Source organism: Catelliglobosispora koreensis DSM 44566 (assembly GCF_000379685.1).
GTDB classification, from domain to species: domain Bacteria; phylum Actinomycetota; class Actinomycetes; order Mycobacteriales; family Micromonosporaceae; genus Catelliglobosispora; species Catelliglobosispora koreensis.
Genome location: NZ_KB903249.1, coordinates 1,190,078 through 1,214,797, shown reverse-complemented (window position 1 = coordinate 1,214,797; position 24,720 = coordinate 1,190,078). Strand labels below are relative to the sequence as shown.

Annotated in this window: 19 protein-coding genes; 8 read left to right on the top strand and 11 right to left on the bottom strand. The window is 63.4% G+C overall.

Annotation, left to right across the window (positions count from 1 at the left end; all coding sequences use genetic code 11):
* The first annotated feature begins 15 nt into the window (after positions 1-15).
* Positions 16-669, top strand: a complete 654-nt coding sequence (locus A3E1_RS0105515; protein WP_020519747.1) for a class I SAM-dependent methyltransferase — start codon at positions 16-18, stop codon at positions 667-669.
* Here A3E1_RS0105515 and A3E1_RS0105510 read toward each other — a convergent pair.
* From A3E1_RS0105510 to A3E1_RS0105500, 3 genes are all read right to left on the bottom strand, one after another.
* On the bottom strand, positions 654-1,511 hold the full coding sequence (locus A3E1_RS0105510; RefSeq protein WP_020519746.1) for a hypothetical protein: 858 nt from the start codon (positions 1,509-1,511) through the stop codon (positions 654-656). The two genes, A3E1_RS0105515 and A3E1_RS0105510, sit on opposite strands and share 16 nt — an antisense overlap.
* A complete protein-coding gene (locus tag A3E1_RS0105505) occupies positions 1,508-2,248 on the bottom strand; it encodes a DinB family protein (protein WP_157631324.1) in 741 nt (246 codons plus the stop codon). Before A3E1_RS0105505 ends, A3E1_RS0105510 begins: the two co-directional genes overlap by 4 nt.
* 65 nt (positions 2,249-2,313) lie before the next feature.
* Entirely contained in the window at positions 2,314-4,539 is a 2,226-nt protein-coding gene (locus A3E1_RS0105500; protein WP_020519744.1) for a DUF6351 family protein, read from the bottom strand.
* Positions 4,540-4,668: 129 nt separating this feature from the next.
* Here A3E1_RS0105500 and A3E1_RS39080 point away from each other — a divergent pair, with 129 nt between their 5' ends.
* From A3E1_RS39080 to A3E1_RS39070, 5 genes are all read left to right on the top strand, one after another.
* Positions 4,669-5,751 carry a sensor histidine kinase gene (locus A3E1_RS39080; protein WP_157631323.1) on the top strand — a complete coding sequence of 361 codons (1,083 nt, stop codon included), beginning with the start codon at positions 4,669-4,671 and terminating at the stop codon, positions 5,749-5,751.
* Positions 5,748-6,410 (top strand): response regulator transcription factor, encoded by a 663-nt coding sequence (locus A3E1_RS0105490; RefSeq protein ID WP_020519742.1) that lies wholly within the window; start codon positions 5,748-5,750, stop codon positions 6,408-6,410. The genes A3E1_RS39080 and A3E1_RS0105490 overlap by 4 nt, the downstream gene beginning before the upstream one ends.
* A 75-nt stretch (positions 6,411-6,485) precedes the next feature.
* A complete protein-coding gene (locus tag A3E1_RS0105485) occupies positions 6,486-6,743 on the top strand; it encodes an SHOCT domain-containing protein (RefSeq protein ID WP_020519741.1) in 258 nt (85 codons plus the stop codon).
* Between the two features lie 88 nt (positions 6,744-6,831).
* Positions 6,832-7,470 carry an LPXTG cell wall anchor domain-containing protein gene (locus tag A3E1_RS44455; RefSeq protein WP_020519740.1) on the top strand — a complete coding sequence of 213 codons (639 nt, stop codon included), beginning with the start codon at positions 6,832-6,834 and terminating at the stop codon, positions 7,468-7,470.
* Complete coding sequence (locus A3E1_RS39070) at positions 7,463-8,113, top strand: class F sortase (RefSeq protein WP_020519739.1); 651 nt, start codon at positions 7,463-7,465, stop codon at positions 8,111-8,113. Before A3E1_RS44455 ends, A3E1_RS39070 begins: the two co-directional genes overlap by 8 nt.
* 6 nt (positions 8,114-8,119) lie before the next feature.
* Here A3E1_RS39070 and A3E1_RS0105470 read toward each other — a convergent pair whose 3' ends face one another.
* From A3E1_RS0105470 to A3E1_RS44450, 3 genes are all read right to left on the bottom strand, one after another.
* A complete protein-coding gene (locus A3E1_RS0105470) occupies positions 8,120-9,583 on the bottom strand; it encodes an amino acid permease (RefSeq protein ID WP_020519738.1) in 1,464 nt (487 codons plus the stop codon).
* 551 nt (positions 9,584-10,134) lie between these two features.
* Positions 10,135-13,599 carry an RHS repeat domain-containing protein gene (locus tag A3E1_RS0105455; protein WP_020519736.1) on the bottom strand — a complete coding sequence of 1,155 codons (3,465 nt, stop codon included), beginning with the start codon at positions 13,597-13,599 and terminating at the stop codon, positions 10,135-10,137.
* Positions 13,593-17,075: a ricin-type beta-trefoil lectin domain protein gene (locus A3E1_RS44450; protein ID WP_020519735.1), complete on the bottom strand. Its 3,483-nt coding sequence runs from the start codon at positions 17,073-17,075 to the stop codon at positions 13,593-13,595. Before A3E1_RS44450 ends, A3E1_RS0105455 begins: the two co-directional genes overlap by 7 nt.
* A 429-nt stretch (positions 17,076-17,504) precedes the next feature.
* Here A3E1_RS44450 and A3E1_RS0105445 point away from each other — a divergent pair, with 429 nt between their 5' ends.
* On the top strand, positions 17,505-18,017 hold the full coding sequence (locus A3E1_RS0105445) for a deaminase (protein ID WP_026208117.1): 513 nt from the start codon (positions 17,505-17,507) through the stop codon (positions 18,015-18,017).
* Here A3E1_RS0105445 and A3E1_RS39060 read toward each other — a convergent pair.
* The 4 genes from A3E1_RS39060 to A3E1_RS0105425 form a co-directional block, all read right to left on the bottom strand.
* Complete coding sequence (locus tag A3E1_RS39060) at positions 18,014-19,186, bottom strand: alanine--tRNA ligase-related protein (RefSeq protein WP_020519733.1); 1,173 nt, start codon at positions 19,184-19,186, stop codon at positions 18,014-18,016. The genes A3E1_RS0105445 and A3E1_RS39060 overlap by 4 nt on opposite strands.
* Positions 19,187-19,307: 121 nt before the next feature.
* Positions 19,308-19,805: a nitroreductase family protein gene (locus tag A3E1_RS0105435; protein ID WP_020519732.1), complete on the bottom strand. Its 498-nt coding sequence runs from the start codon at positions 19,803-19,805 to the stop codon at positions 19,308-19,310.
* A 56-nt stretch (positions 19,806-19,861) separates the two neighbouring features.
* Positions 19,862-21,724 carry a PA domain-containing protein gene (locus A3E1_RS0105430; RefSeq protein ID WP_020519731.1) on the bottom strand — a complete coding sequence of 621 codons (1,863 nt, stop codon included), beginning with the start codon at positions 21,722-21,724 and terminating at the stop codon, positions 19,862-19,864.
* 162 nt (positions 21,725-21,886) lie between these two features.
* Positions 21,887-22,696: a class I SAM-dependent methyltransferase gene (locus A3E1_RS0105425; RefSeq protein ID WP_026208116.1), complete on the bottom strand. Its 810-nt coding sequence runs from the start codon at positions 22,694-22,696 to the stop codon at positions 21,887-21,889.
* Between the two features lie 83 nt (positions 22,697-22,779).
* On the opposite strand from A3E1_RS0105425, the gene A3E1_RS0105420 reads away from it, so the two are divergent.
* On the top strand, positions 22,780-23,487 hold the full coding sequence (locus tag A3E1_RS0105420; RefSeq protein ID WP_020519729.1) for a winged helix-turn-helix transcriptional regulator: 708 nt from the start codon (positions 22,780-22,782) through the stop codon (positions 23,485-23,487).
* Here the strand turns inward: A3E1_RS0105420 and A3E1_RS0105415 are convergent.
* A complete protein-coding gene (locus A3E1_RS0105415) occupies positions 23,461-24,660 on the bottom strand; it encodes an MFS transporter (RefSeq protein ID WP_020519728.1) in 1,200 nt (399 codons plus the stop codon). The genes A3E1_RS0105420 and A3E1_RS0105415 overlap by 27 nt on opposite strands.
* Between the last annotated feature and the right edge of the window lie 60 nt (positions 24,661-24,720).

The window sequence follows — 24,720 nt, the reverse complement described above, 5'->3', positions numbered from 1 at the left end:
GGCTAACGTAAGTGAGTGACCGAACCCTCGTTTCTGGACGCGATACGGGAGTCGTATGACACTGTCGCCGTCGCTTACGCCGAGCAGATCTCGCTGTCTGGCCTGAGCGCGCTGGGCCACGCGATGCTCGGCGAGTTCGCTGAAGCCATCAAGAAGGCAGATCTCGGGCTGCCCGTGGCCGATGTCGGCTGCGGCCCAGGCAAGATGACGGCCTACCTGGCCGAGCGAGGCGTGACCATCTTTGGCATCGATCTGTCACCCAAGATGATTGAGCTGGCGCGGGAAGCCTTCCCCCACTTGAGTTTCACCGTCGGCTCGAATACGGCTCTCGATCTGGAGGACGGTTCGCTGGGCGGCATCCTGGCCCACTACTCGACCCACCACACGCCGCCGGAGCATCTGCCACTGGTCTACGCCGAGTTCTACCGCACGCTTACCACCGGCGGCTGCCTCATGCTGGCCGGCCACGCTGGGCCGGACGAGCACCTCCGCCCCACGCAGGCGTATGGCGGGCATCCCGTCAGCTACGAGTCCCACCTGATCCCGCCGGACCGCATCGCTGAACTGCTCACCCAAGCCGGGTTAACGGTGACAACCCGGCTGGTGCAAGCACGCGACGACGACACGGGCCGTCAGCACATCAGCTATCTCGCTTACAAGCGGCCGTAGGCACGCAACGTCCGCAACGCGTGCAGGGTCACCATTCCGCGCCATTCCAAGGTGGACGCTTGGCCCGGTGCTTCCCACGTGATCGGCCAGCCGCCGTCGGGCTGCTGGTCGCGCGCGAGACGATCGAGGTGGCCTTCGATGATGGCGCCGTCGAAGAGCTGACACCATGGGCTTTCCGGAGTGGGCGCGAGGTGTAGTGGGGTCACGCCATAGCCGGGGTCGGCCGGGTCGGCCTGGAACCACTTGGCCCCGGCCATCCACGCCGGAACATTGACCGCCACGGCTTCGGCCCGCGCCCGGTCGGGCACGTGAGCGAGAAAGTGCAGCACCTCGTTGAGGGCATGGGCGTCGTCGTCGAAGCCCGACTCGAGTTGTGCCCACGTCCACTGCGTCGCCTGGTCGAGCCACGCGTGCCGGACGCCCATCTCGTGCAGGCGCCCAGCCAGTCCAGCGGTCGGGTTCAGCCCTGGTTCGTAGGTCCACTCTGTCCAGTGCGCCGCGTGGGGATACGCCTCGATGACCGGGAACGCCAGCGGGACAGCGCCGTCGGAGCGGGCAACGGACCCGAGCCAGTCGCATGCTCCCGTAACCAGGCCATCCTTGTCACCGGCGCCTGCGGCGAGCAGCGCGTCCAGCGCCAGTTCAACGTAGACCGGAAGGCTTGCCGGGCAACGGGTGTCAGGCTCAAGCCCGTGCCCGAACCCACCGTCACCGTTGCGGTAGGCACGCACGGCGTCGACGACGCCCGACGCGTCGCCGTCTCCAAACACGACAGCGGCCAGCCGCCGCTCGATGAGCCTTGCCTCGCGCTCGATGAATTCGAGCCCTCGACGCAACGTCACCGGGACGCCAGAACGGCCAGGTCACGCTCGGCGTAGAGCCGGTGCAGCCATTCTTCGTTGATGATGGCGAACACACATCGCTTCACGGGATAGCTCTTCGACGGCGGATAGCCTGGCGGCGCAACGGCTTCGGTCATGCCAGCCAATTGCTCATCAGTCAGGTCAGCGATCACTTTGCGCACGGTGGCCATCCGGTCCGCGCGCACCTCAAGCACCTCATCGAGACTGGGCCTGGCGTCAGGATCGTTCGGGACGATCGGATCGGCTTCCATCTCAGAGTGCGGCAGACCGAGCGGCGAGTATGGCGCCGGGTCGCCCAGCAGCGCCCGCTTCACCCAGGCATCGGTGGCGAAAACCAGGTGCCGCAACGTTTCGATGAACGACCAGTCGCCGTTCACGCGCTCGTGCAACATTTCCGGTGGCAAACGCCGTGCCCTGTCAACGGTCTCGGGCCACAGACGCTCAAGAACCGCCCATGCCTCCCGGAACTCTTCAGCGGTGGAAGGCTGCATCTTGTGGCGGTCAGGATAACGGCGATTGAGCTCGGCTTCGATCAGCGGCCCGATGTCCACCCCGTTGATCGTCACGTTCTCGATCGCGCCGTCGATGTCGACGTCTTTCATCCACGCCCCGCGAATCACGACGCCGCTGAGGTTCACGTTGTGAAAGCGCGAGTCCGCGAGGTCGACGATGTCAAAGTCGGAGCCGCGCAAGTCTTTGTTCTTGTAATCAACCACGAACCCCACCCTGCCAGAAACGGGCCGCCCAGGAAACCGGACGGCCCGTTTCTCGTGTGTTGTGCCTAGTGTTTGGGTTTAGCGGCGTCGCCCTTGCGGTAGTCACAGACGCCCGTGGAGAAGATTTGCTCTAGGCGCTGCTTTTCTTCCGCTGACGGGACCCACGATCCGTAAAGGCCACGCTCGATCGCTTGTGACACGGTCTGCAGGTGGCATGCGTAGATGCCGCCTTCGATCGGGCCACCGGCGACCGTACGCGACGTTCCGTAGAGCGGGAACGCCTGCGTGCATGCACCGGCTGGCTTGCTGTCCAGCACGCCGTTCCACACGTCTGGCCCAGAGGCGATGGGCGATCCGTTGGACGCGAAGCACGAATCCACGGCCGCGGCTGGCTTCGTACCCCCGGTGATCCATTGTTCTATGACGGCGAGTGCTTGCGGCGTCTGGTCAAACGCGATGGCTGGACGGGCGTCGGTGAACCAGATGACCTGGTTGCCCGCTTTGCCATCGTGATTGAGCATCCGTTGCCGGGAGGCGAACGACTGGTGCGTGTTGTGCATGTCCAGTTGCTCTTCCAGGTAGTGCCGCCAGTCGATGATGGGGATATCGATGTCGCCCTGGAACACGTGGCCCGTCTTGTAGGCCGCCGCGATCGCGATGCGGTCACCTGCCCGGCGTGGGGCCGGGGTGGTGCCGTCGGGTGACAGGTTCATGTTGCGCGCACTCCACGGATCGAACTGCGCCGGGTTGGCACAGGCCGATGGGACGAACGGGCAGCCCTCCTGCACCATGTCCTTCGCCTCTTTCCAGGACCCGACCTTGGTGTTGAGGTCCAGGAATTCCGCCGGGGTAAGGAAACCCGACGTCAAGGCGGACAGTCCATATTGGACGCCCACGTTGTCCCACGAGTTGCGGGCGTACCCGTCCGGGCCGATGCCGTAAATCGTCTTGAGGTCATCGGCGTGCGTCCAGTGGACCGTCGCCGCCACGTTTGGCGGGTCCATGTTGGCCCACAACGGGTCGAGCTGTGTCCACAGTGGATTGAGGGTCAGTGGGGTTAGGCCCCGCCAGCCCTTGACGCACTCCGTCGACCCGGGACGGTTGCCCAGGTACGGGTTAGGCACCGTCGCGCTCGCGTTCATGCCGATCAGGGCCGTGCGGTTTTCCCAGTTGGCCCACTTCGGATTCGTGCGATCCGTGACATCCATGTAGTACTCGAGAAGTTCGCAGTCGCCGACGTGAATCGTCTGCGTGACCATGTCGGGGTAGGAATACTGCGGGATGGCGGCATCGATGATGCGGCTGCCGAAGTTTTGCCCGTAGACATACTGCTGCAGGCCACCGCCCGAACCGCCCACGCCGACCGTGTAACGCGGAATACCATGCGCCTCAACGAAATGCTCCTTGAGCATCAGCGCGGTTTCGGCTCCGAGCGTCAGGTTATAGTGGGTGTTGGTGCGGTTGCCCGTCGAGTACAAAATGGCGTAACCGAGGGACAGGCCCTCGTGATAGAGCGCCCCGCCGGGCAGGCGCCCTTGGTCGTGCCCGATCGCCACGCCACCATCGAAGCGGTAGATGACCCGCTTGTTCCACGCTGACTCGTCGTCAAGCATGGCGATGGAGTAGACGAACCGGTTGATGACGCCACGCTCCCGCTTGATGACGTAATCGAGAGTGCGGCCGTCCATGGTGGTTGTGGTGGTCATGTCGGCCGGGCGGGTGCCGTCGGCTGGCATGGCCTTGAACTGTCCGTCAGCGGCACGGTAGAGACGATCGCTGACAGGACCCGCGTTGCAGTCCCGGCTCCAGCCGATGACGGCGCCGGCCGCGTCTTTGACCTTGTAGCCCTGGCCGTCCTGGTTGTCGACGGTGGGCTGGCCCAGACCGGCGCTCTCGGTGCGGCAGAGGAACGGGTACTGCCGGGGGCCCGAGAAAACAGGACCTGAGCCGTGGTTCTTCAGCAACCGCAGCCCAGGAAAGCTGCGCGACGCTGTCGCGGTGACGAAGTTCCAGCCGTTGACCAGATCCGTGACCACACCGGTCAGGGTGCGGTTGGCCGGGTCGGGCGTCAGCGTGCTGGTGATGTCGGCACCATTGCGGAAGACGCGAAGACTGTCGAGTTTGGACTTTGAGCTGATCTGCACCTGGATGAGCGCATCACCACCGGTGACCTGATCCGCGCGGCTGGACAACACCTCCACACTGATCGTGTGTGGGGGCGGAGCAGCGGAAGCGGGGGCGGCGGAAACACCCACAAGCAGGAGGATCGCTGCTATGACGCGGGTTTTCATGCCCGCCGATGTTACCCCCGGGTTATCCGAATCTCTATGTGACGGGAGTGAAACTTACGCCCGCTGTAGTAGGGCCGGATACTCAGCGCGTCTGATGCACTGATCATGCCGATCGGCGATCATTCGTAGGTGAGACATCGCCGGCCCTGGCCCATCATGCTCGCGGTTATCCAGGTGATCGCCGGTGCTCTCGCGCATGTCGAGCCCTGGGGCTTCCCGCTCTTGCTGGCCGGGCCCGCGATTTTGCTCCTGGCACCCAAGCGCGTCGGGTTCGTGGCCGCCGTGACCTTCGCCGGGATCGCCTTGGGGCTCCCCCTCGGCCCGTTCGTTCCCAGCACCCTGGTCGCCGTCATCTACGCCGTGACGCACGATAGGCGCATCGCCGCGTGGTCCTCGTTAGCTGGGCTGTCGGTCGGCTGGCTGGGGCTGGGCCTGCTTCACTTTCGTGCCTTCGGGACGTTTTGGGAGGAGGCGCGCTGGATCGCTTATGCCGTGCTCGCGGGAGCGATAGCGGAGTTCGCTGACAACCGCCGTCGCCGGATCGGGGCGTTCCGCCAGCTCAGGATCGAAGAACGGCGCCGCCGTGAAGAAGAACAAGCCCGGCGTGAGGAGCAGGAACGGTTGCGGATCGCCCGGGAACTGCACGATGTCTTGGCGCACAGCCTTTCCCTGATCACGGTGCGGGCCTCGGTCGCGTTAGAACTGATTGACACCCATCCCGCGGAAGTGCGCAGCGCTCTGGTCGCCATCAAGCAGGCCAGCAAGTCCGGATTAGACGAAGTGCGCACGGTGCTGCATGGGCTGCGTTCCGACGAAGCGCCCTTGGCTCCCGCGCCCGACCTGAGCCAGCTCGGCGATTTGGTGCGCAGCATGCCGGGCCTGGAGGTGACGCTCACGCTTTCCGGGTCAGCCTCTGACGTTGCAGCGGGTACGCAGCTAGCCGCTTATCGCATCGTGCAGGAGGCCCTGACCAACGTCATCCGGCACAGTGCCGCCCGCACGGCCGAAGTCCATGTGCACCAGTCAAGCTGGGCCCTTCTGATCGGCGTTCACGACGCTGGGCCCGCCTTGGTGCACACTGACGGCGACGGCAGCGGGCTGACCGGGATTCGCGAACGAGCGGCCGCGCTTGGCGGGACCACAGAAATCGGGCCAGACCCGGCCGGCGGGTTCACCGTCTTTGTCGCCCTTCCTTTAAGGGGTACGCCGTGATCAGTGTTCTGCTCGCCGATGACCAGGCCTTAGTGCGGGCTGGGTTTAAGGCTCTGCTGGATGCCCAGCCGGATATCACTGTCGTCGGTGAGGCGGGCAACGGCGCGGAGGCGGTGGAGCTGGCTCAGCAAACGCGGCCTGACGTGGTGCTGATGGACATCCGCATGCCCAAGATGGACGGTCTGGAAGCGACCCGCCAAATCACCTCAGTGCTGCCAGACGTGAAAGTCATTGTGCTGACGACGTTTGAGCTCGACGAATACGTGTTCACAGCGTTACGCGATGGCGCGGCCGGGTTCCTGGTCAAGGACACCGAGCCAGCCGACCTGATCAAAGCGGTGCGTGTCGTAGCCGCGGGCGAGGCCTTGCTGTCGCCCGGCGTGACCCGCCGCCTGATCGCCGAATACGCCAGCCGCTCCCGCCCCCTGAACCGTCCCGTGACACAGCTCGAAAGCCTCACCGAACGTGAACGTGAAATCGTTGGCCTGGTGGCGCTCGGGCTGTCCAATGAGGAGATCGCCGCCCGTCTCGTGGTCAGCCCCCTCACAGCGAAAACGCACGTGAGCCGCGCCATGATCAAGCTTGGTGCCCGCGATCGCGCTCAGCTGGTCGTGCTGGCCTACGAATCGGGGCTCGTGCGGCCCGGCTGGACCGAGTGATACTCCCGCCGGAGTAGGCCCGAATGCCTTCTCCCAGACGACGTTTCCGAAGGTTCCGCGCGCGACTGTTGGGTCATGGATACCTTGCTTGCAGCAGCGACAGATCACTACGGTCACCACGGTGGCGGCTGGTGGATTTTCGCGCCACTCCTGTGGATCGGCTTCTTCATCCTCTTCTTTGGCGTGCTGCGCGGCTTCTTCTGGCGCCGTCGCCGGCACTACTTCCACTCACACTCGGCCCGCACGGTTCTCGCTGAGCGATACGCCCGCGGCGAGATCGACGAGACCGAGTACCGCCAGCGTCTATCGGTACTGGACGGTTCAACCAAGTAGACACGCCGGGTCAATCCACGAAGATCGACTGATGTAATGGTTGGGTGTATTTGTCCAAAATGCCCAACCATTACATCGGGGGGTTCCGGTGCGCATCAGTCGGCTCATCATCGCGACCGCAATAGCTACAGCAACATCCGTCATGCTGGCCTCGCCAGCCATGGCCTTCAGCCTCGCCAACCTCAACCCGGCGCATCAGAATTCAACGGCAGCCGGGTTCCCATCGAAGGACTGCAACTCGCCGTTCCCGACTCTGGCGAACAGCGATGGCTGGCATTTCGTGCTGCCGGCGTCGCAGGGCGACAGCTTCGCCACCATGACATTGAACTTCTCCGGTGGTCTCGTCGTTGGCCCGATCACGAGCTTTGACGAAAACAACCCCACGACCGGCCCCGGCTGGTCGGGTTACTTCGACAACGCTGGCATGGTCGAGAAGCACGCCTACGTCTCCACGTCGCCAGCCGGGCTCACGCTCCTCAACGGAACGGCCCAGATCACGCCGGACGGCAAGGTCGGCTCGACGTTCAACCTGAGCCACACCTGCCCGGGCACGCCGACTACGGCGACACCTTCCCCAAGCGGCGCGACGCCCACCCCGAGCGGCGGGGCTGAGACCGGTGGCGGCGGCAGCTTTGGCTTCAGCCTCATGGGTGTCGGCGCGCTAACGATGGCTGGTGGAATGGGGGTCGTTCTCTTCCTGAGAAGGCGGCGCGACGAAAGTGCGTAGAGGCACCTGGTGGGCTTTCTTTTTCGCGGCGATCCTGCTGGCCGTCTGGGGTGTGCTGCACCTTCGGCCAGCGGGAGTGCCCGCTTCAGGAGGCCCACCTCCCTTACCTGACCCGGTGATGACGCTGGCGAGCCCGATCACCAAACCCGTTTCCCTTCCCGTCATGCGGCGCTCGGAGCCGTACAAAATCATCATCAAGAAGATCTCGATGTGGGTGATGATTGACAAGATCGGGTTGCGTAGAGATGGCCGGGTGGAAACTCCCCCCTACGAAACAGCCGATCGCGCCTCGTGGTACCGGCACAGTGTGACCCCGGGTGAGAACGGCCCGAGCGTCATCTTCGGGCACGTGGATTCCAAGGATAGGATAGCGGCCTTCTTCTATCTGTCGAAGATTCGCCCAGGCAACGAGATCGAAGTCGTGCGCGCGGACCGCAGTTCAGCGTTGTTCACCGTCGACTCGGTGGAACAGTTCCCGAAGAACAACTTCCCCACGGCACGCGTCTACGGCCCGACCGATGGCGCGACGTTGCGGCTCGTCACGTGCGGCGGCAAGTACAACACGGCCACCCAGTCCTATGCCGACAACATCATCGTGTTCGCCCACCTGTCCGGGGTGCGGCCGTCTCCCGCACCCCGGTGACGCGCGTCAGTCCTGTTTGAACGACGGGCCAGTGAACCACTTGCGGGCGCCGAGAATCCACCACAGCCAGGCTCCACCGAGCACCACGATCACCGCGACGATGGTGTAGTTGAAGTTGGCGAACGTGATCGGCCACGCCGTCGGCAGCACGAACAGCACACAGATGATCCCGACCCACACGATCGCCAGCCAGCCCACGATCGGGCTCCACTTGCCGAGGTGCCACTGCCCGGGCTGGAAGTCCGGGCGCAGCCGCCGCAACAAAACCGGTGCCACATAAGAGATGTAGAGCCCGATGACGGCGACGGAAGTGGCCGCCAAGTAGGCGGTTGTGTTCACTAGCGACGGCAAGACAAGCAGCGTCGAGCACACGACGCAGAGCCAGATCGAGTTCGTCGGCGTACCAGTGCGAGGGTTGACTTTGCGCCAGATCCGCGAACCCGGCAGCGCACCATCGCGGCTGAAGGCGAACGTCATCCGGGAATTGGCTGTTACCGAAGCCATCCCGCAGAAGAACTGGGCCACCACACAAACGAACAGCAGTGCGGAACCCCAGGTTTGCCCGGTCGCGTCGATGAAGATTTGCGCGGGCGGCAAACCTAGGGCGGTGGTGCGTGCGCCTTCATAGTCCTGAATCGACCACGTGATCGCGGTCAGCAGGAAGAAACCAGCGATCACCGACACGACAACGGACATCACGATTCCGCGCGGCGCGGCCCGTCCCGCGTCGAGTGTTTCCTCGGCCACGTGCGCGCTCGCGTCGTACCCGGTGTAGGTGTATTGGGCCATCAGCAAACCGATCAGCACGGCATAGACGCCCGCGCCAGCGAACGTGAACCCGGTCGCGTTGTGCACCTCGAAGAACACTTCGGACAGTGGCTTGTGCTGGTCCGGAATGATCGCCAGCACGCCGACGATGAAGGCCACGCCGGCCAGGTGCCACCAGGCGCTAACGTCGGACAGGATACGCACGAGATTGACGCCGAAAGTGTTCAGCAGTCCGTGCGCGGTGATGATGATCAGGAAGACGCCGAGCACCAGCCACTTAGTGACTTCGATGTCGAGGGTGAGGCTGAGGAACGCCGACGTCGTGATCGCGGCACCGAAGTCGATGGCGGCAGTGACAGCGACTTCGCCGAGGAAGTTGAACCAGCCGACGAACCAGGCCCAGGCGGCCTTGTTGCGTTTGGCTAGCGCGTGCGACCACCAGTAAAGGGCGCCCGCGGTGGGATAAACCGAGCAGACCTCGGCCATGGCCAGTGCCACCAGGATGACCATTCCCCCGACGAACAGCCACCCGAGCGTGATCGCGAGCGGCCCACCCGCGGTCATGGCGATGCCATAGGACGTAATGGCACCGGCCAGGATCGAGATGATGGAAAACGAGATGGCGAAATTGCTGAAGCCGGAAAGCTTCCGGCGCAGTTCCTGCTTGTAACCCAGCTGCGCTAACCGTTGCTCATCGCTCATCTAGTCATGATGATAGATACAATCATCTTTGTGTACGCCTAAGCCGCCACCCGCGCGTTGTAACGTTGACCAGCCTCGGTGAAGAACGCGTTGACCCGGTCGTCCTGCTCGGCATACACGAGAACCTTGGCGTTCGGCGAGCAGGGGAAGCCCGCTTTACTAATACGCCTCTAACGCGCCTGCAGGAGTAACTTTTCGATGTGGCAACGTACTCAGTGTCTCACCACCAGACAGCTGTAGCGCTACCCAAACCGTCCCGTGATGCCTTCCATGCACCCCTCGCCCCGTGAGGATTGCTTCAGCAGCCTGAAGGGCAAGGTCCGCATCCTCGTCTGGCGGTCCCAGCTCGATACGGTCCGCGCCAGCAAATCCAATCACGATCTCGTGGGAACTCCAGGCGACGCTGAACGAAAGCGCCCGTGGGTTCGCAGGCATCACTTCGACGTACGAAACACCCTGAGGGCTGAGCCGCCAGTCGATGGCGGCTCGTCCCGCCACCGACTGAAGCAAGCGCCGAAGCCTCGTCGCGAACTCACTCTCCATGGAAGTCATTAAACCCGCGGACCGTACTTAATATCCCACTTCTTGAGGTTAGGGAACCTGGCACGAAACACCCAGCCGTATCCACCGGGACGCGGGCCGATGCTCCAGCCCAAGCGCGGGCCGACCTTGCCGGGCTGATTCAAGATCCCCGGCGAGACGCCTTTGCCAGCACCCTTGTTGCCGAACAAACGGCTAGCCCCGCCGATCCACTTACTTTCGAATGCCTTCTTGCCAATCCACTCGTTGACGCGGGAGCTCGCCGTCTTCAGCTTGCCCGCGCCCCACTTGACACCTTGGCTGAACTTCGCCATCGCCTTCGTGGCTGAGCCAAAATAGCTGGCACCGAACTTGGTCAGTTTCGAAACGTTAGCCACGCCACGGATCGAATTGGCGGCGACGACGCCCACGGCTCCGGCACCCACAAACGATAGAGCAGCGGTGCCGGCCATGATGGCGGCTTGTTTGTAGTTGCCGGTCGCGGCATACGCACCGGCGGAAACGAGGGCTGCGGCGGTACCGATGGGACCGGGGATAATAGCCGCGACGGATGCGACAACAGCCACCTTGGAAACGACCGACTTCCAGGACCACTTGCCGTCAAGGTCGGTGCAATTGATCGGGTCGGCGTAGCAGTAGTCGTACGCGTTGGCGGATCCGCCGTCGACAGGGTCGACGGACAGGAAGCGGCCCAGGGAGGGCGCGTAGAGCCGGACGCCCATGAGGACAACACCGCCCAGGGCTTCCGCCGAACGCTGCTTGCCGCCGAGCCAGCCGTAGCGGCCAGCATTCCCTGTGGTTGGAATACCGAACTCGTCGTAGTCGAAGGCCGCAGTCGGGCCGGCTTGCGGGTTGGCGAGGTCGAGCGTGAAGACGACGTCTCCATGCAGGTTGGTGGCATTTAGCGTCTTGGCGCCGAGATGCGTGGTGCTGACAGCGAAGTCGCCTTCGGGAGATTCCACGAAGCGGGTCCAGGCACTACCTTCGGCTATCCACTTTGGGCTGTCGGTTGATCCGTCATAATGGTTGACCTTTGTCACCGAGCCGGCCGTGGTCGCACGAAGGCGCATCGCCGGGTCAAGTGTCCACGACTGAGTCGTGCCTCCCAGCGTCTGCGAGGCGACCATGTCATTGGCGTAGAAGGTGTTCGTCAGTCCACCCGGCATGACCTTCGTGCGCCCAAACGCGTCGTACTCGTAGCCGCCGGTAATGCGGTCGGCTGCGTCATACGTATAGGACAGGGTTTCCGAAGGCGTTCCTGCGGTATCCGTGCACGCGCCGCCCGCACTCGCCAGCCAGATCTTCTTCGCGGTCCGGTTGGTTCGCTTGCCTTCCGTTCCCGTGAACTCGTACGCCCGGGTCGTGCACTGTCCGTCGTAGGTGTGGACTGTCTTGGTTAGACGGCCCAGCCGGTCATACGCGAACTGCTTTGTACCGCCGGTGTAGACATGCTCAGCCCATTGACCATGCGCGTTCTCAACGATCGACTCCGCGTAGATCGGGTCGGCCAACCCGTCGAGCCGGTACTCACGTGCCTTGGGCTCGAGGTTGGTGTCCAGCTTGTCGGTACGGGTGATGCCACCAGGGAAGCCAACTGTAGTCAGCTGCCCGTCCGGTGAGTAGCGCGCGGTAAACGTGCCCGCTGTGCTGTCCGTAATCGAAGTAACCATCCCGCGCGGCTCGATCGCCCGGTCGTAGGCGTAGGTGACGACACCCGTGGGGTCAGTTGTTTCGGCTGGGCGACCGTAGCGGTCGAACTTGGATATCGTCACACCACCGTCAGCGTTGGTGTATTTCACCACGCGGCCGAGCTTGTCGTACTCGGTAAGGGTCGAGACACCCGCCGCCGTAACGGAAACCGGCTGGCTGTTGGTCGCGTCATACAGGGTAGTCGTCATCGGTACGTCCACATCGGACGAATCGTTGGAGTCGATAGAGACGGTGTTAACGCGCCCGGCCGTATCGAACGTCGTCGTCGTTTCCCGCCACGTGGTGCCGCTGGTCTCACGGACGATCGCAGCGTCGCCGTATCGACTGTATGACTTGACCCAGCGAACGGGGAGGCTAAGGCCCAGCGTCCGCGTCACGCACGGCTGGCCCGCCCACTGTGGCTTGTTCTGACACTCGCTCAAGGCTGCTTGCGCACCTGCGGTGTAATAGATGGTTTCCTTAGCGCCATTGGTCGCGGTCTGTTCGATGCCCCAAGATTCGAGCACCTTGCCTGCCGAGTCGTACACGGTATACGCGGTGAGATTCTCCCCACCCGCGTCTGCGACAATTTTGGTCGCCTTGCGCAGCGCCCAGCCGGAGTGGCTGCCATTGACGGCGTCGTAACCGGTTATCGTAGTCCGCTTGTCCTGCAACCCTTCCAGGCCAGCGACGACTATCCCGGCCTCCTCTTTGGTTTCCAGGTGGTATTCCTGGCCATCCGGCTTGCCCTCGTCGTACGTCTGAATGGTCCGCGGGCGGCCTTGCACCTTGGCACCGGATTCCAGCACAGCGTCCGCGATTGGACCGGTCTGTTGGACCAGATCTTTGCCGTCATAGGAAAACACCGACTGCGTCGAAAGCTGGTCCGCGCGAGCGGACGTCGAAAGCGACGTCAGGTTGAGGCCCGCCAAAATCGTTGCGGCGGACGGGTGGTGCCCCAGGACGATGGAGCGGTTTGTCGCCTCGAGTGACCAGACCACGTTGCCATAGCGGTCGTACTGCTTGGAGTCGATGTTGCCACCATTGACCCCCGCCGCCGAAGGTGTTGCGGTGTTTACCTCTTGGGCGTTGGCGTTCAGGTAGTGGACGGTCGCGAAAGGATAGCCATTCGCACCCGGCGTTGAAGACGTCGCATGCTGTGCCAACGGGTCGTCTTCGGGGCCGAACACGGCTGTGGCATCGGTCGGCAGATCCTTTTGGCCCCAGGAACTGATGGCGTTGTAATCGAGGTCGTACGGGCCACCTTCGTTACGGGTCACCGGAACCCGGTACACCATGCGCGTGATGTTGTCCGGGCCAAGCTGATCATTAGTCCCCGGGACTAGTGAAGAGCGCAGAACGCGGTGCAGCTCGCCCTTATAAGGATCTACATCGCCGTACTCGAACCGCCACGGCAGTTGCCCAGCCGGGGTCGCTGAAGTGACCCGGCCGTCGTTGTCGTATCCATAGATCGTCTTTAGACCCGTCCGCGGATCGGTCGCCTCGATGAGACGGCCATTCGTGTCGTAGGTGTAGGTCATCACGGTGACGCTCGCCATCGCGTTAGCCGCCGGATCCCATGACCAGAGCTTGAGCGAGTCGACACGGTCGTTGGCGTAGAAGTATTCCAAGACTTCACAGCCCGCGGCTGGCGTAGCTGCGGTGCAATCGCCGACGCCGGGTTGTGCCGGGGAAATGACCTTTTTGATGAGCGTACGGTTGTCCGTCGTGTCGTAAACGTAGCGGCTGACCGAATCGGACTGAGTGGTCCATGTCGCGGTCACCATAAAGCGTTGGCACCGCTAGGTTTGGCGAACTCCATGACGGTACCGTCGAGTTCGGACAGCCGGTACTTGCTGTCGTCGATCTTCGTGAGCGTCAGCGCCTCAGCGCCCGGTTGCGGGAAGAACGAGCCCGAAGCGCTTCGGGCGAATGTCAGTTTCGTCCCACCAACGATGTTCACCTTCGCCAAGTCAGCTGAGGGGAACTCCAGCGACTGATACTCGTTCGCCGTCACCGCATCCGAAGCACCGCCACGCCACGAGGGACCAAAAGGCGCGACAAGCTCACGCAACGACAAGTTGTCGTAGAAAACCTGTTTGCCCGAGCCGAAATTGAACCCGTTATACAAGCGGACGAACGCGTAGTTGGCGTTAGAGGGAACGGTGAAGTCCACCGACAGTTCCTGCCAGCCATCCACCCACCCGGCTTTCACCGATTGAGCGCCCGTAACGCCGTATGGACCCTCGGTATGCGCGGTAAGTCGCAGACCGCGCGCGTCCGTCGGGTTCAAGCCGGTCGCTGCCGGAACGTAGATCCAGCCCGTGAAGCGGTAGCGTTTGCCAGCCGTCACGCCGAGCGTGGTCAGGTTCAGAGCCCCGATCTGGCTGAACGTGTCGCCTTCGTTGATCCAGCCCGGTTTCGTGGCGACCGGCGTCACGCGCAGCGAGTCGGTCGACGATCCCTGGCCACGATCGGTCACCCGGACGAGGTCCACGATGTTGCTGTAATTCGAGAAACCGGTGGTGTCCGTGGACACCTGCTGCTGGTTGGGCGTCAGACGCTCACCTTGTGGCGTCCACCCGTGGTCGGGCACACGGGACGACGCCGACCGCGAGACGGACAGGCCGAACTCGTCGATGTCCGTCGCGGCGAGGCTGTGGTCGCCGGTAAGCAGGTTCACTGAGCCAGGACCGACCGAAGTGGACGCTGCCCCATCGGCGTTGGGATCAACGTTGACGGTGATCCACTGAGTGTTATACGCCGCCTCGACCGGGGTGAACTGCTGGCTGATCATGCCATGACAGGTGTAGAGGACGATCAAGGTTCCGTTGGTCGTCGTGCCGCCGTTAGGGTCAAAACACTTGCCGCTGTAGGGGTGGTAGATCGAGCCGTCGGTTCGCTGTTCGAACTTCTGGCTGATCATCCCGTGGCAGTCATACAGTCCAATTCGCGTGCCATCGGTCGTGGTGCCGCCCAGCGGGTCAAGGCAACGGCCACTCTGCGGGTTGACGATGGAGCCGTCCGTCTTGTACTCCAACTTTTGGTTTCCGCCACCGTGGCAATCCCAGATTTGCATCGGTGTGCCATTGGCGGTGCCGCCGCCTGCGAGATCAAGGCAGCGACCGCTGTAAGGCTGCGTCACGCTCAGATTCGCCGAAAAGCTGTTGTCCTTGTACATCTTGGCGCGGACCTGGGCGACACCACCGATCGTGCCGAGAGTATCGACGGCCGTCCAGTTCGCGTATCCGCTCAGGCCCGCCAATGTGACCGGCTGCCCAGTCGTTCCCGTGACGGCCTGGCCGGTCGCCGTCGTCAGGTTGCCCAGCGGGATGTCGGCCTCCACACCACCAGGACCTCGCCGGAACTGGAACCGGACCTTCGTATACGTGGAATCGCCATCGACCGCGAGTTTGGACCGCTTGACGATGTTGGCTCCCGGCAGTGGCTGAGACAGCCCGGCTCGGCCCACGTTGAACACGTACTTGGCGGGCTCAGATTGGTTGCCAGCCTTGTCCTTCGCCCAGACGGTCAGCGTGCGGACGCCGTCCTCGGAAGGGGTGATCGTGACATCTGTTGCGGCGGTAGCGTTCGCCGTCGTCGGAGAGGTTTGGTTGTCCAGCTGATACACGATCGATGCCAGATCATTGGTGCCAGCCGCCGGCGTTATCGTGAACACTCCGGCCTGGCCGTAACCGCCGTGGCCCCACGTGTTGTCGACCGGAACCGCCGGATACTTACCGTCCTTTGACGACACCAGCGGTGCGCCAGGCTTGTCGATGTTGGTCGTCACTTCACACCACGAGGACCAGCTGCCTGCAGGCGAGCCAGAGGGGTCAACGGCACGCACACGCCACGAATAGTTCTGCCCGTTGACGAAGGCTCCAGGAGGCACGTCCACCGAACCCGAAGATCCCGATGGCACACCGTTGGATGACGCCGACCCGATCGCTGCGGTCCCGCCGGCCGGCCACCACTCGAACTGCAGATTGGACGCTGAGTTGTCGCTATCCCACACGGCTGCCGAAAAACGTGGCGTCAGCGAGGAGATGTGCGGACGTTCCGTGCCGAGTTTGCACTCGGTCGACGGGTTGGTCGAAAGGTTCGACACCTGTGGAGGTTCGTTCCAGGTCAGCGAAACGTGCGGCAAGGTGCCTGATTCCACGGATCTGAAGATCTTAAAGAAGGAGTTGGTGTCTTCCCAGGCCGCCTTCAAACCGACGGTGAAGAACTGCCAGCCCTGGTCGGCCGCGTACTGGTAGTTGCCGCGGATATCGATCTCAACCCAGCCGCCGCAGGAGTATTGGGTCGACGTGCCGTCATATGCCGCGATCCCCGGCTGGTTGGACCACCGCGTGCCCGAGTAGGCACTGGCCGTCGGCCTAAACGATTGCCAGCCACCAACACTCCCGCTGCAAACGCCGCCGGTCTGCCAAAGCTTGAGAGAAGCGGCTTGGATAACAGAACCATGCAGCCCACCGGCATGCACGTCAACATAAGACCGTGTTTGCGTCACTCCGCTGTTCTGTGAGCCGATGCGCAGTTCGCTCGACGAAGACAGGTCATAGTTGATGCCGTTTTGGGTGTAGGTGTCAAAACCGTAGAACGTTGGCACCTGATAGGGGTCGATCGTGACCGGGAACTGACGGGCCGGATCTCTCAGCCACAGCATGTCCGGGCTCAGCTTCACCTCGGGTTTGCCGCCACGGGCCTTCGCCGTGGTGACGTCGATGCCGACCTGCTTCACGTTGACCGGGTCGCCGGTCAGCGGGTCTTTGACCGCGTCCCACATCAGCGGCGCCGGGGTCCGCCCCACCACCTTGCCAGATTCATCCTTGTACGACAGGCCACCCTCCGCATCACGGACAGGCGCAGGGCCATCGAGCTTCAACGCTGCACGAACACCCTCAACATGTGGTACCGCATCAGCGTTCTTTACGATGAACAGCTGCTCGAAACCGGTCCGCGTAGTCTCAATCACCAGATCAATACCGGGCCTGACGTCCGCGTAGGTCGCCTTCGTGCCTTCGAGCACCGGCTTCGGCAGGTTCCCCGCCCAGCTCATCCCCAGGCGTTTGCCCGGATCACCAACGGCGGCAAGAGAATGCGTCCCCGCGCCAGCGGCTCCCGCGAGCTTCAAGTCCTTCGGATGCGCCTTGGGCGCCACCGTGCCATCCGGCTTGTGCTCCAGCGTCAGGTCGACATCGACCCACTTGCCATCGCGCCGGAACCGGGCGATCCCAAGACCTTGATCCGCACTCATCGAACCGTTCGGCTCCGCCCAGACCCGGGTCGTCTCCGACAACTCGCCAGCGACTTCGACACGGTTGCCGCAAAGCTTCGCCGCAATGCTGGCCGAAACACGGTCGGGCCGCGAGGCCGGGCACGGGGGGCTTGGAGGCAGGCACGGCGGACGCTAACGCCTTGGGAACGCTGAACAGCGTCAGCACCAAGACACCAGAGAGCATGAATGAGAACGCACGCGATCGACGCGACACGAAAACCCCCGTGAAGAAACTGAATGTTGAAGGGCAAAGCCACGGGAGTTTAAGACAGCCAGTCCAGCCGTTCAATAGGCCAAAACGGACCTGGGCCTTTCCCTGCGAATAGCCGTTTACGCAACCACGTCATCCCCGCCGGGGCAATTGCCGGTTTCTAACCGGGGGTGCGTCCGTGACTTAAGCTGGCGAATGTGAATCCGGTGGAGATGCTGGACGCTGCGCTCGCCGTTGCCGCCGAGGCCCTGCAGCTAGGTGAACTGCCCATAGCCGCGGTCGTGTTCGCGGGCGATGAGCTGATCGCCAAGGCCTATACGCAGGAGCGGGCGCTCAACCGCCGGCTTGTGCACGCGGAGCTGCTCGCGCTCACGGATGCCGATCATCAGTTGCGATGGCAGAAGCGGGACAAGCTGCTGCGCATGGCGACGACGCTGGAGCCGTGCCTCATGTGCCTTGGCGCGGCGGCAACCCTTGGCGTTTCGGCGATCTACTACGGGCTGGAGTCGCCGGGCGATGGCGCTGCGGGGATCGCGGCGACCTGGCAGCCCGCGACCGCGGATCTGCCGGGCTACAAGATGCCTGTCATGGCCGGAGGCATCAATCGCGCCAAGTGCCGTGAGCTTTTCCAGCGCTTCTGCGAAACCGCACCCGACAACGGCATCCGCCGCTGGGCCCAAACTCTCGCGGGCCCAGCGGCAGCGTCTTAGGAGCGGGAGCGGTGTGACGCCATGAGGGTGTCGAAGCCCGCACGGTCGACTTTGAAGCCGCGCTCACGGGCGATTTCCTCGGTTAGCTCGACCGGGAAACCGTGTGTCTCATGGAGTTTGAACACCAACTCGACCGGAAGCGAACCCCGGTCTAGCGCCCGCTGAAGGATGTTCTGTCCCCTCACGAGGGTGCGCGTGAACGCCCGCTCCTCGCGGGAGACCAGCGGATGCCCGATGAGCTGCCCGAGCACGGGATCGGTGACGCCAAGCAGGTGAAGATGGCGCATCGCCCGGCGCAGAAGCCGTCGCAGCACGTAAGACCGTCCATCGTTGCCCGGCGCCACCCCCGCGTCCAGCAGGAGCAACGACGTCCGCAAGTGGTCCACCACGATGCGCACCGAGGGAGACGATGAGCCGGTCAGTTCACGAACTTTGGGCAGTAACGGATCCAGCTCCTGCACGTGCCGGCCCCCGGAGAGAACCAGCTGCAAACGTGACAGGCCAAGGCCCGTGTCCACATGACGTCCTGGCAACGGGCCAAGGATCTCCTCGTCGGAGTTTCCGCGCACGTCTTGCATGAAGACCAGATTCCACAGCTCCAAGTAACGCTCAGAGTTGACCGACGGCCCACCGGAACGCCCGAAAGACGGCCCGCGGTCATAGAACAGTTCTGAGTTGGGGCCGCCGGGACCTGGTACACCCATGGACCAGTAGTTGTCCTCGATGCCCAAGCGCTGAATGCGGTCCGTGGGGAAACCGAGCTTCTGCCACAGCACGAACGACTCATCATCAGTGCTGAAAACGGTGACCCACAAGCGATCCCGGTCCAGACCGAAGCCGTCGGTGAGTAACTTCAGCGCCCAGGACATCGACTCGAGTTTGAAATAGTCACTGAACGCGAAGTTGCCCAGCATCTCAAACGACGTCGAATGCCTTGTGGTGTAACCGATATTGTCGATGTCGACGGTCCGCACACAGGGCTGTGACGACATCAGGCGACGGTGTGGTGGTGGCCGCTCACCTAGGTAGTAAGGCCGGAATTGGTTCATGCCCGCGTTCGTGAACAGCAGCGAATCATCACTGGAGACGACCGAACTGGGAGGCAGCAAGAGGTGACCGCGGTCACCGAAGAAGTCGAAAAAGGTCGAACGGATCTCATCCGGATTCATGGGGAAGCCCTCGCGTGTCAGGAAAGGAAGGTGGCAACAGCGGACACGCCGGGCCAGCGCACAGACTTAGACCAGCCCGGCGCTGCTAGCTCGCTTCCCTACCACTGACATGCCGGCAAGACTACCACCGTTGCCAGTGGACCGCTTCCGAGATTGGCTTGCGCCCGCCCAGCCGCGCCACCTGATGGTCGGCCGACGGATAGCCAAGAGAAACAAGGGCCTGCAAAGACATATCAGCTGGTACTCCGAGGAGCTTCTTGGCTTCCGCAGGCTGATAGATGGCTCCCAGGCATGACCCCACGCCCAGTTCGAGCGCCGATAGCTGAAGATACGAAGCGCATTGACCCAGGTCGAAGTAGGTCCACGGGCTGTCGTCCGGGGCGGCCAGCACGACGCAGGCGCTGGCTCCGGCGAGGTAGCCCAGGAAGTCGCCCAGCTTCGACAGCTGGAGGAGCACCTGCCGGTCTTCGACCACGATCAGGTGCCACGGCTGGGTGTTCTTGGAGCTCTGTGCGCGTAAACCAGCGCGGAGGATCTTCTCCAGGACGTCGCGTGGAATGGGCTCATCAGTGAACTGACGGACCGCCCGCTTGGTTCTGATCGCCTCTAACACGTTCACAGGCTCAGTCTGTCACGGCGGCGGGCAGCCCGGTGCCGGACTGCCCGCCTTGAACGCTAGTTCTTGCCCGTGTATTCGAAGACGTAAAGGCCGAAGTCACGGTCGCTGGCCAGGACGTATTCCTTGCCACCGCGCTGGAAGACCTGCACGCCCCAGAAGTCGTTGCCGTTGACGTCGAGGTAGTGCCCGACTTCTTCGATCTTGCCGCCCTTGACGGAGATCACGCGGAACCCGGCGTCGTAGTAGGACAGGTAGGCCAGGTGCGGGTTCTTGGCCGACACCGCCACCTCGTGCACGGTCAGGCTGCCGAATCCGTTCTCGTAGCCCGGATCCATGCCTTCACGGACCGCGTACGTGTCCAGCTCTTGCAACTTTCCGTTGCCGTTACGGAACAAGTGCACGTAACCCCAGCCGTCGAAGGACGCCTTGAGCGAGACATTGTCGCCCACGGTGCCGATCGGCAGGTTCAGCGTGTCGGAACTGGCCAGACAGGCCGCCTCGTTGTATCCCGCGTCAGCGTCCAGAATGGACAGTCCAGATTTGCGATTGATGGAGAAGTAGGGTTTGCTCGCCGTCACGCCCGGTGCGGTGATCCCACCACAGCCTCCGGCACCTGTTCTGTTGAAGACGAGCGTCCCCGCGTACCCCCGGGATTCTATATTTATGGCCTTTTCGGTGAAGGTGCAGCCGCCGCGTTCGACGAGGGCGATCCACGGCCCACCGGTCGCCGGAGCGGACGGTGGCGGCGACGTGTTACATCCCAGGCCAACGAAAATGGTCGGGCCGTTAACCGAGCCGCCCGTGGGCAAAGAGCCCTCTCCGCCTTGCGCACCACGGAATTCGCTGCCGTCATCGGTCTTGACGACGACGCGCGTGGCCGCGAAGTCCTCGTCGGTCGTGATGATGTACTGGTTGTTGTGCACGAATTCGGCGTAGTGGCCGTTGCCTTCCGGCTGTAGCTCTTCTCCGATGGCCTGCTTGAGTTCCGGGTCGGGGAAGGTGAAGTCGGAGTCGGCGAGATAGACCGGGTTTGCCGGGTCGCTCACGTCGAGCTTGACGTAACCCGCGTCCCAGAACGACAGCAGCATGATCTGCTGGTTGCCGTGACGGCGCACGACGACGTCGTGGAAGAAGACGGTGTCGAGGCCGGAGTTGGGCTGCAGGATCTGGGGGTAGCGCTCGGCGAGGTTGATGTCGATGACTTGCACCGGGTTGCGTGGGTCGGTGATGTCAAAGATGGGCAGCATGGGCGTGCGGCTGTCGGGCAAGACGATGTAGGCCTTGCGGTTCGGGCCGTGGCCGGTCTGCCACATGTAGGTGCTGTGAACGGTGCGCGCCCGAGTGCTGACACCCGGCTCCACAGCACCGAATCCGTTAGCCAGCACGACGGGGTGCAGCGGGTCGCTGATGTCAACGAGCGTCGCGCCGCCAACGGCCGGCGGTGCCGAGGCTCCCGTGCACAGTTCGTTGCTGTAGGCCAGGAGGTCGCCGTCGAAGGCGGGGGTGCTGATGTGCAATGGGTGCACGCCTTCTCCCACAAACGATCCCTGCGACGAGGCGATGAACCCGACTTGCCGGGGCTGGCGGACGTCGGCTATGTCCATGATGTACACGCCGCCTTGGCACGGTGAGCTGTTGAACGCACCCAGATAGGCGTAATTGCCAAGCACACCAACGTCAGACACACGGTTCTCGCCGGGATTGTTGATCTGCCCGCGGCCCACGAGCGACACGTTGCTGCTCGCTGTATCAAGGCGCCCCGCCATGTCGCCGTGCACGTGGCCGTCATCAATCAGGACGCCGCCATCGTCAAACGGGGCGTCATTTGACACCGCGGCTGAGCCGCCGGTGAATAGCGCAGCGGCCGCTACGAGTGTTGCTACCGCGATCGTTCCTGCCAGGGGTCTCCTGCGCTTCATTGCGATCACTCCAAGCACATCTAGAGGTTTAGATGCATCGTAGTGTAAGACCGGCCTGTGACTGACAGCGTGACGCTGGATCTTGTCAGGATATGGCGCAGGCACGGGGACTGGCCGCCCGAGAGCGGTCCAGTCCCAGATTCACCCGAACGATCCTCACACTCAGCGTTTGGTGGCGGTGTAGCGCAGGTATTCCCAGTCCATCGCCCCGCCGCCGAGGTCGTGCTTGCGGCCGAGCTCGGCCAGCGCCTCGTCCAGCTTCTGTGTCTTGGCGGCGTCATCGGCGATGTTGCGGTAGACCGCGATCGTCGGTCCGTAGTTCTGCTTGAAGTAGTCGCGGAACTCCTCAGCGGTCGTGAAGTGTCCAATGCGGACCTTCTTACGTTCGGCCTTCACGTCGGTGACCCGGTCGCCGAACAAGGACGCGACGTGATCCGGGTTGCCCCACAACGGTGGCGGCTGCGCCCCGGGCGGCGGCGGTGCCGCGTATGGCTTCATGGCCGCGAACATCTGCCCGATAAAGCCCTCCGGCGTCCAGTTGATCAGGCCGATCGTGCCGCCTGACTTGGTGATGCGGACGAGTTCGTCAGCTCCGCGCTGATGGAAGGGCGCGAACATGACCCCGACGCACGACATGGTCACGTCGAAGGAACTGTCCGCAAAGGACAGTGCTTCGGCGTCCTCCGCTACCCAGTCCAGTTTCAGTCCCTGCTGTGCCGCGAGCTTCTCGCCCACCTCGAGCAGCTCTGGGGTGAGGTCGCTAGCCGTGACATGGGCGCCTGCGCGGGCGGCCGGGATGGCCGCGTTGCCCGAACCAGCCGCCACGTCCAGCACCCGCTGACCTTCGTGAATGCCGCACGCCGCGACGAGGTCCTCGCCCAGCGGGGCGATCAGGTCGCTAGCCACCGCTGAGTAGTTGCCCATCGCCCACATGGTGCGGTGTTTTGCCTTAAGTGCCGTGTCTTCTCCCATGCTTCAACGCTAGGAAGACCGCTAACTGTCTGCTAGTACACGATCTGTACCACCGGTGACCGGCCAAGACGTACCGTCAGGGAATGGGAGCTCCGTATCATCAGTTCTGTCCGGTCGCCAAAGCCATGGAACTGCTCGACGAGCGCTGGACACTGCTGGTGATCCGGGAACTCATTTCGGGTAGTCAGCATTTCAACGAGTTGCGGCGAGGCTTGCCCAAGATGTCGCCCACGCTGCTTTCCCGGCGCTTACAGCAGCTCACGGCGGCTGGAATCGTGGAACGGCGGCCCGTCGGGACCGAAGTTCACTACATCCTGACGCCCGCGGGACGGGAACTGGAACCGGTCGTCATGGGCCTGGGCATGTGGGGCATCCGCTGGATCGGCGAACTCGGCGACCAAGACCTGGACCCTAAGCTGCTGCTGTGGGACATGCACCGCCAGGTCGACTTGAGCGCTATCCCGCCTGGGCGGACGGTCGTGCACTTTCGCTTCCCTGAGGTGGCGCCCCAGCTGCGTACGTGGTGGCTCATCCTGACGCCAGCCGAGGTCGATGTGTGCGATGACGATCCCGGGCACGACGTCGCCGTCACGGTAGAGACCACGCTGCGGTGCCTGACGGAGATCTGGATCGGCCGCCAAAACTGGCAGCAGGCGCAAAAGGGCGGACAGCTCACGATCACCGGGCCAGCCGAGTTGCGGCGGTCCGTGCCGAGCTGGTTCAAGAGTTCGCCGTTCGCCAGCGTGCCCCGCCCTGAGGCCGCGCTAACGGGAGCTGTAAGCCCAAAATGACGGCACGGCTATCGCTACGGCGATGACCGCGGCCATGGTCAGTAGGCCGCCTCCGGCGATCGTCCACGACGGCCCGATCGCGGGACTGAGCGTGCCGTGCAACAGGTTGGCCAGCGATGGCCCGCCCATCGTGATGAGCGTCAGGGCACCCTGCGTCCGCCCGCGCATTTCATCGGTCGCGTAGGCCTGCGTCATCGCGTTACGGAACGTTGTCAGCAGGAAGTTCGCCGCTCCCCCGACGATCAGGAACGCCATCGCGAACGGGAGGGTGTAACTCAGCCCGAGGCCGACGAGCGTGGCGCCCCAAGCGGCCACCGCGACGGTGACGATAACGCCGTGCCGCTTGAAATGCGTGAACCGGCCCGAGATCAGGCCCATGGCGAAGATGCCGATCGGCAGTCCCGCGAAAAGAAGGCCAAGCGCGCGATCGCCGCCGAACCTGTGCTCAGCGAGCTCCGGGTAAAGCGCGACAGGCAGCCCGAACACCATCGCGATCAGATCGGCGGCGAGCAGAGCGACTAGTACCGGCTGCGCGGCGAGATAGCGCAGTCCATCCACGACATTGATCCGCCTTTTAGCTTGTGTGCCGGGCGGCATCGCGGGCAACCGCCAGACGGCCCAAACCGTTGCTGTCAAAGCGATAGCGTCCACGGCGTACAGCCACTGCAAACCCGTCAGCGGAATCAGCAGCACCGCCAGTAACGGGCCGGCGATCGGGCCCAGGCTGCGCACAAGCGAGCCAAGGCTGCTGGCCGCCGTCAGGAGTTCCGTAGGCACGAGACGGGGAATCGCCGCCCCGAACGCGGACAGATGCGCACCCATGAACATCGCGTTCAGCCCGATCAGCGTGAGCATCACCGGCACGGTCGCCACGGCATACAGCGCCCAGAACAGCACCGCGGTTGCGGCGATCCCGGAACTGGTCACGAGCAGCACACGGCGCCGGTCGTAGACATCCGCCAATGCCCCGCCCCACAACGCCGCCACCCCGAGACAGCACAGCGTGACCGCTCCCGCGATACCTATGTACCGTGAGCTGCCCGTCAGGTCGTATAGCTGCTTGGGCACCGCGATGAACGAGAACTGCCCGCCGACGGCCGTGACGACGCTCGCCAGCCACAATCGCCGGAACGGGGCGATGCGCAGCGGCCTGGTGTCAACGGAGATCGGCACCCGCCCGAGACTAGCCGCGGCAACTCTTTCCGGCCGTAGTCATTAGTACCTAACCGCTAC

What these genes read in the sequence shown, in the direction of transcription:
- A3E1_RS0105470 (WP_020519738.1), bottom strand. Translation starts at nt 9,583, where the DNA reads ATGAGCGATGAGCAACGGTTAGCGCAGCTGGGTTACAAGCAGGAACTG.
- A3E1_RS0105430 (WP_020519731.1), bottom strand. Translation starts at nt 21,724, where the DNA reads ATGAAGCGCAGGAGACCCCTGGCAGGAACGATCGCGGTAGCAACACTC.
- A3E1_RS39060 (WP_020519733.1), bottom strand. Translation starts at nt 19,186, where the DNA reads ATGAATCCGGATGAGATCCGTTCGACCTTTTTCGACTTCTTCGGTGAC.
- A3E1_RS0105455 (WP_020519736.1), bottom strand. Translation starts at nt 13,599, where the DNA reads ATGGTGACCGCGACATGGACCACTCAGTCCGATTCGGTCAGCCGCTAC.
- A3E1_RS0105420 (WP_020519729.1), top strand. Translation starts at nt 22,780, where the DNA reads ATGGGAGCTCCGTATCATCAGTTCTGTCCGGTCGCCAAAGCCATGGAA.
- A3E1_RS0105485 (WP_020519741.1), top strand. Translation starts at nt 6,486, where the DNA reads ATGGATACCTTGCTTGCAGCAGCGACAGATCACTACGGTCACCACGGT.
- A3E1_RS0105425 (WP_026208116.1), bottom strand. Translation starts at nt 22,696, where the DNA reads ATGGGAGAAGACACGGCACTTAAGGCAAAACACCGCACCATGTGGGCG.
- A3E1_RS0105500 (WP_020519744.1), bottom strand. Translation starts at nt 4,539, where the DNA reads ATGAAAACCCGCGTCATAGCAGCGATCCTCCTGCTTGTGGGTGTTTCC.
- A3E1_RS44450 (WP_020519735.1), bottom strand. Translation starts at nt 17,075, where the DNA reads ATGAGTGCGGATCAAGGTCTTGGGATCGCCCGGTTCCGGCGCGATGGC.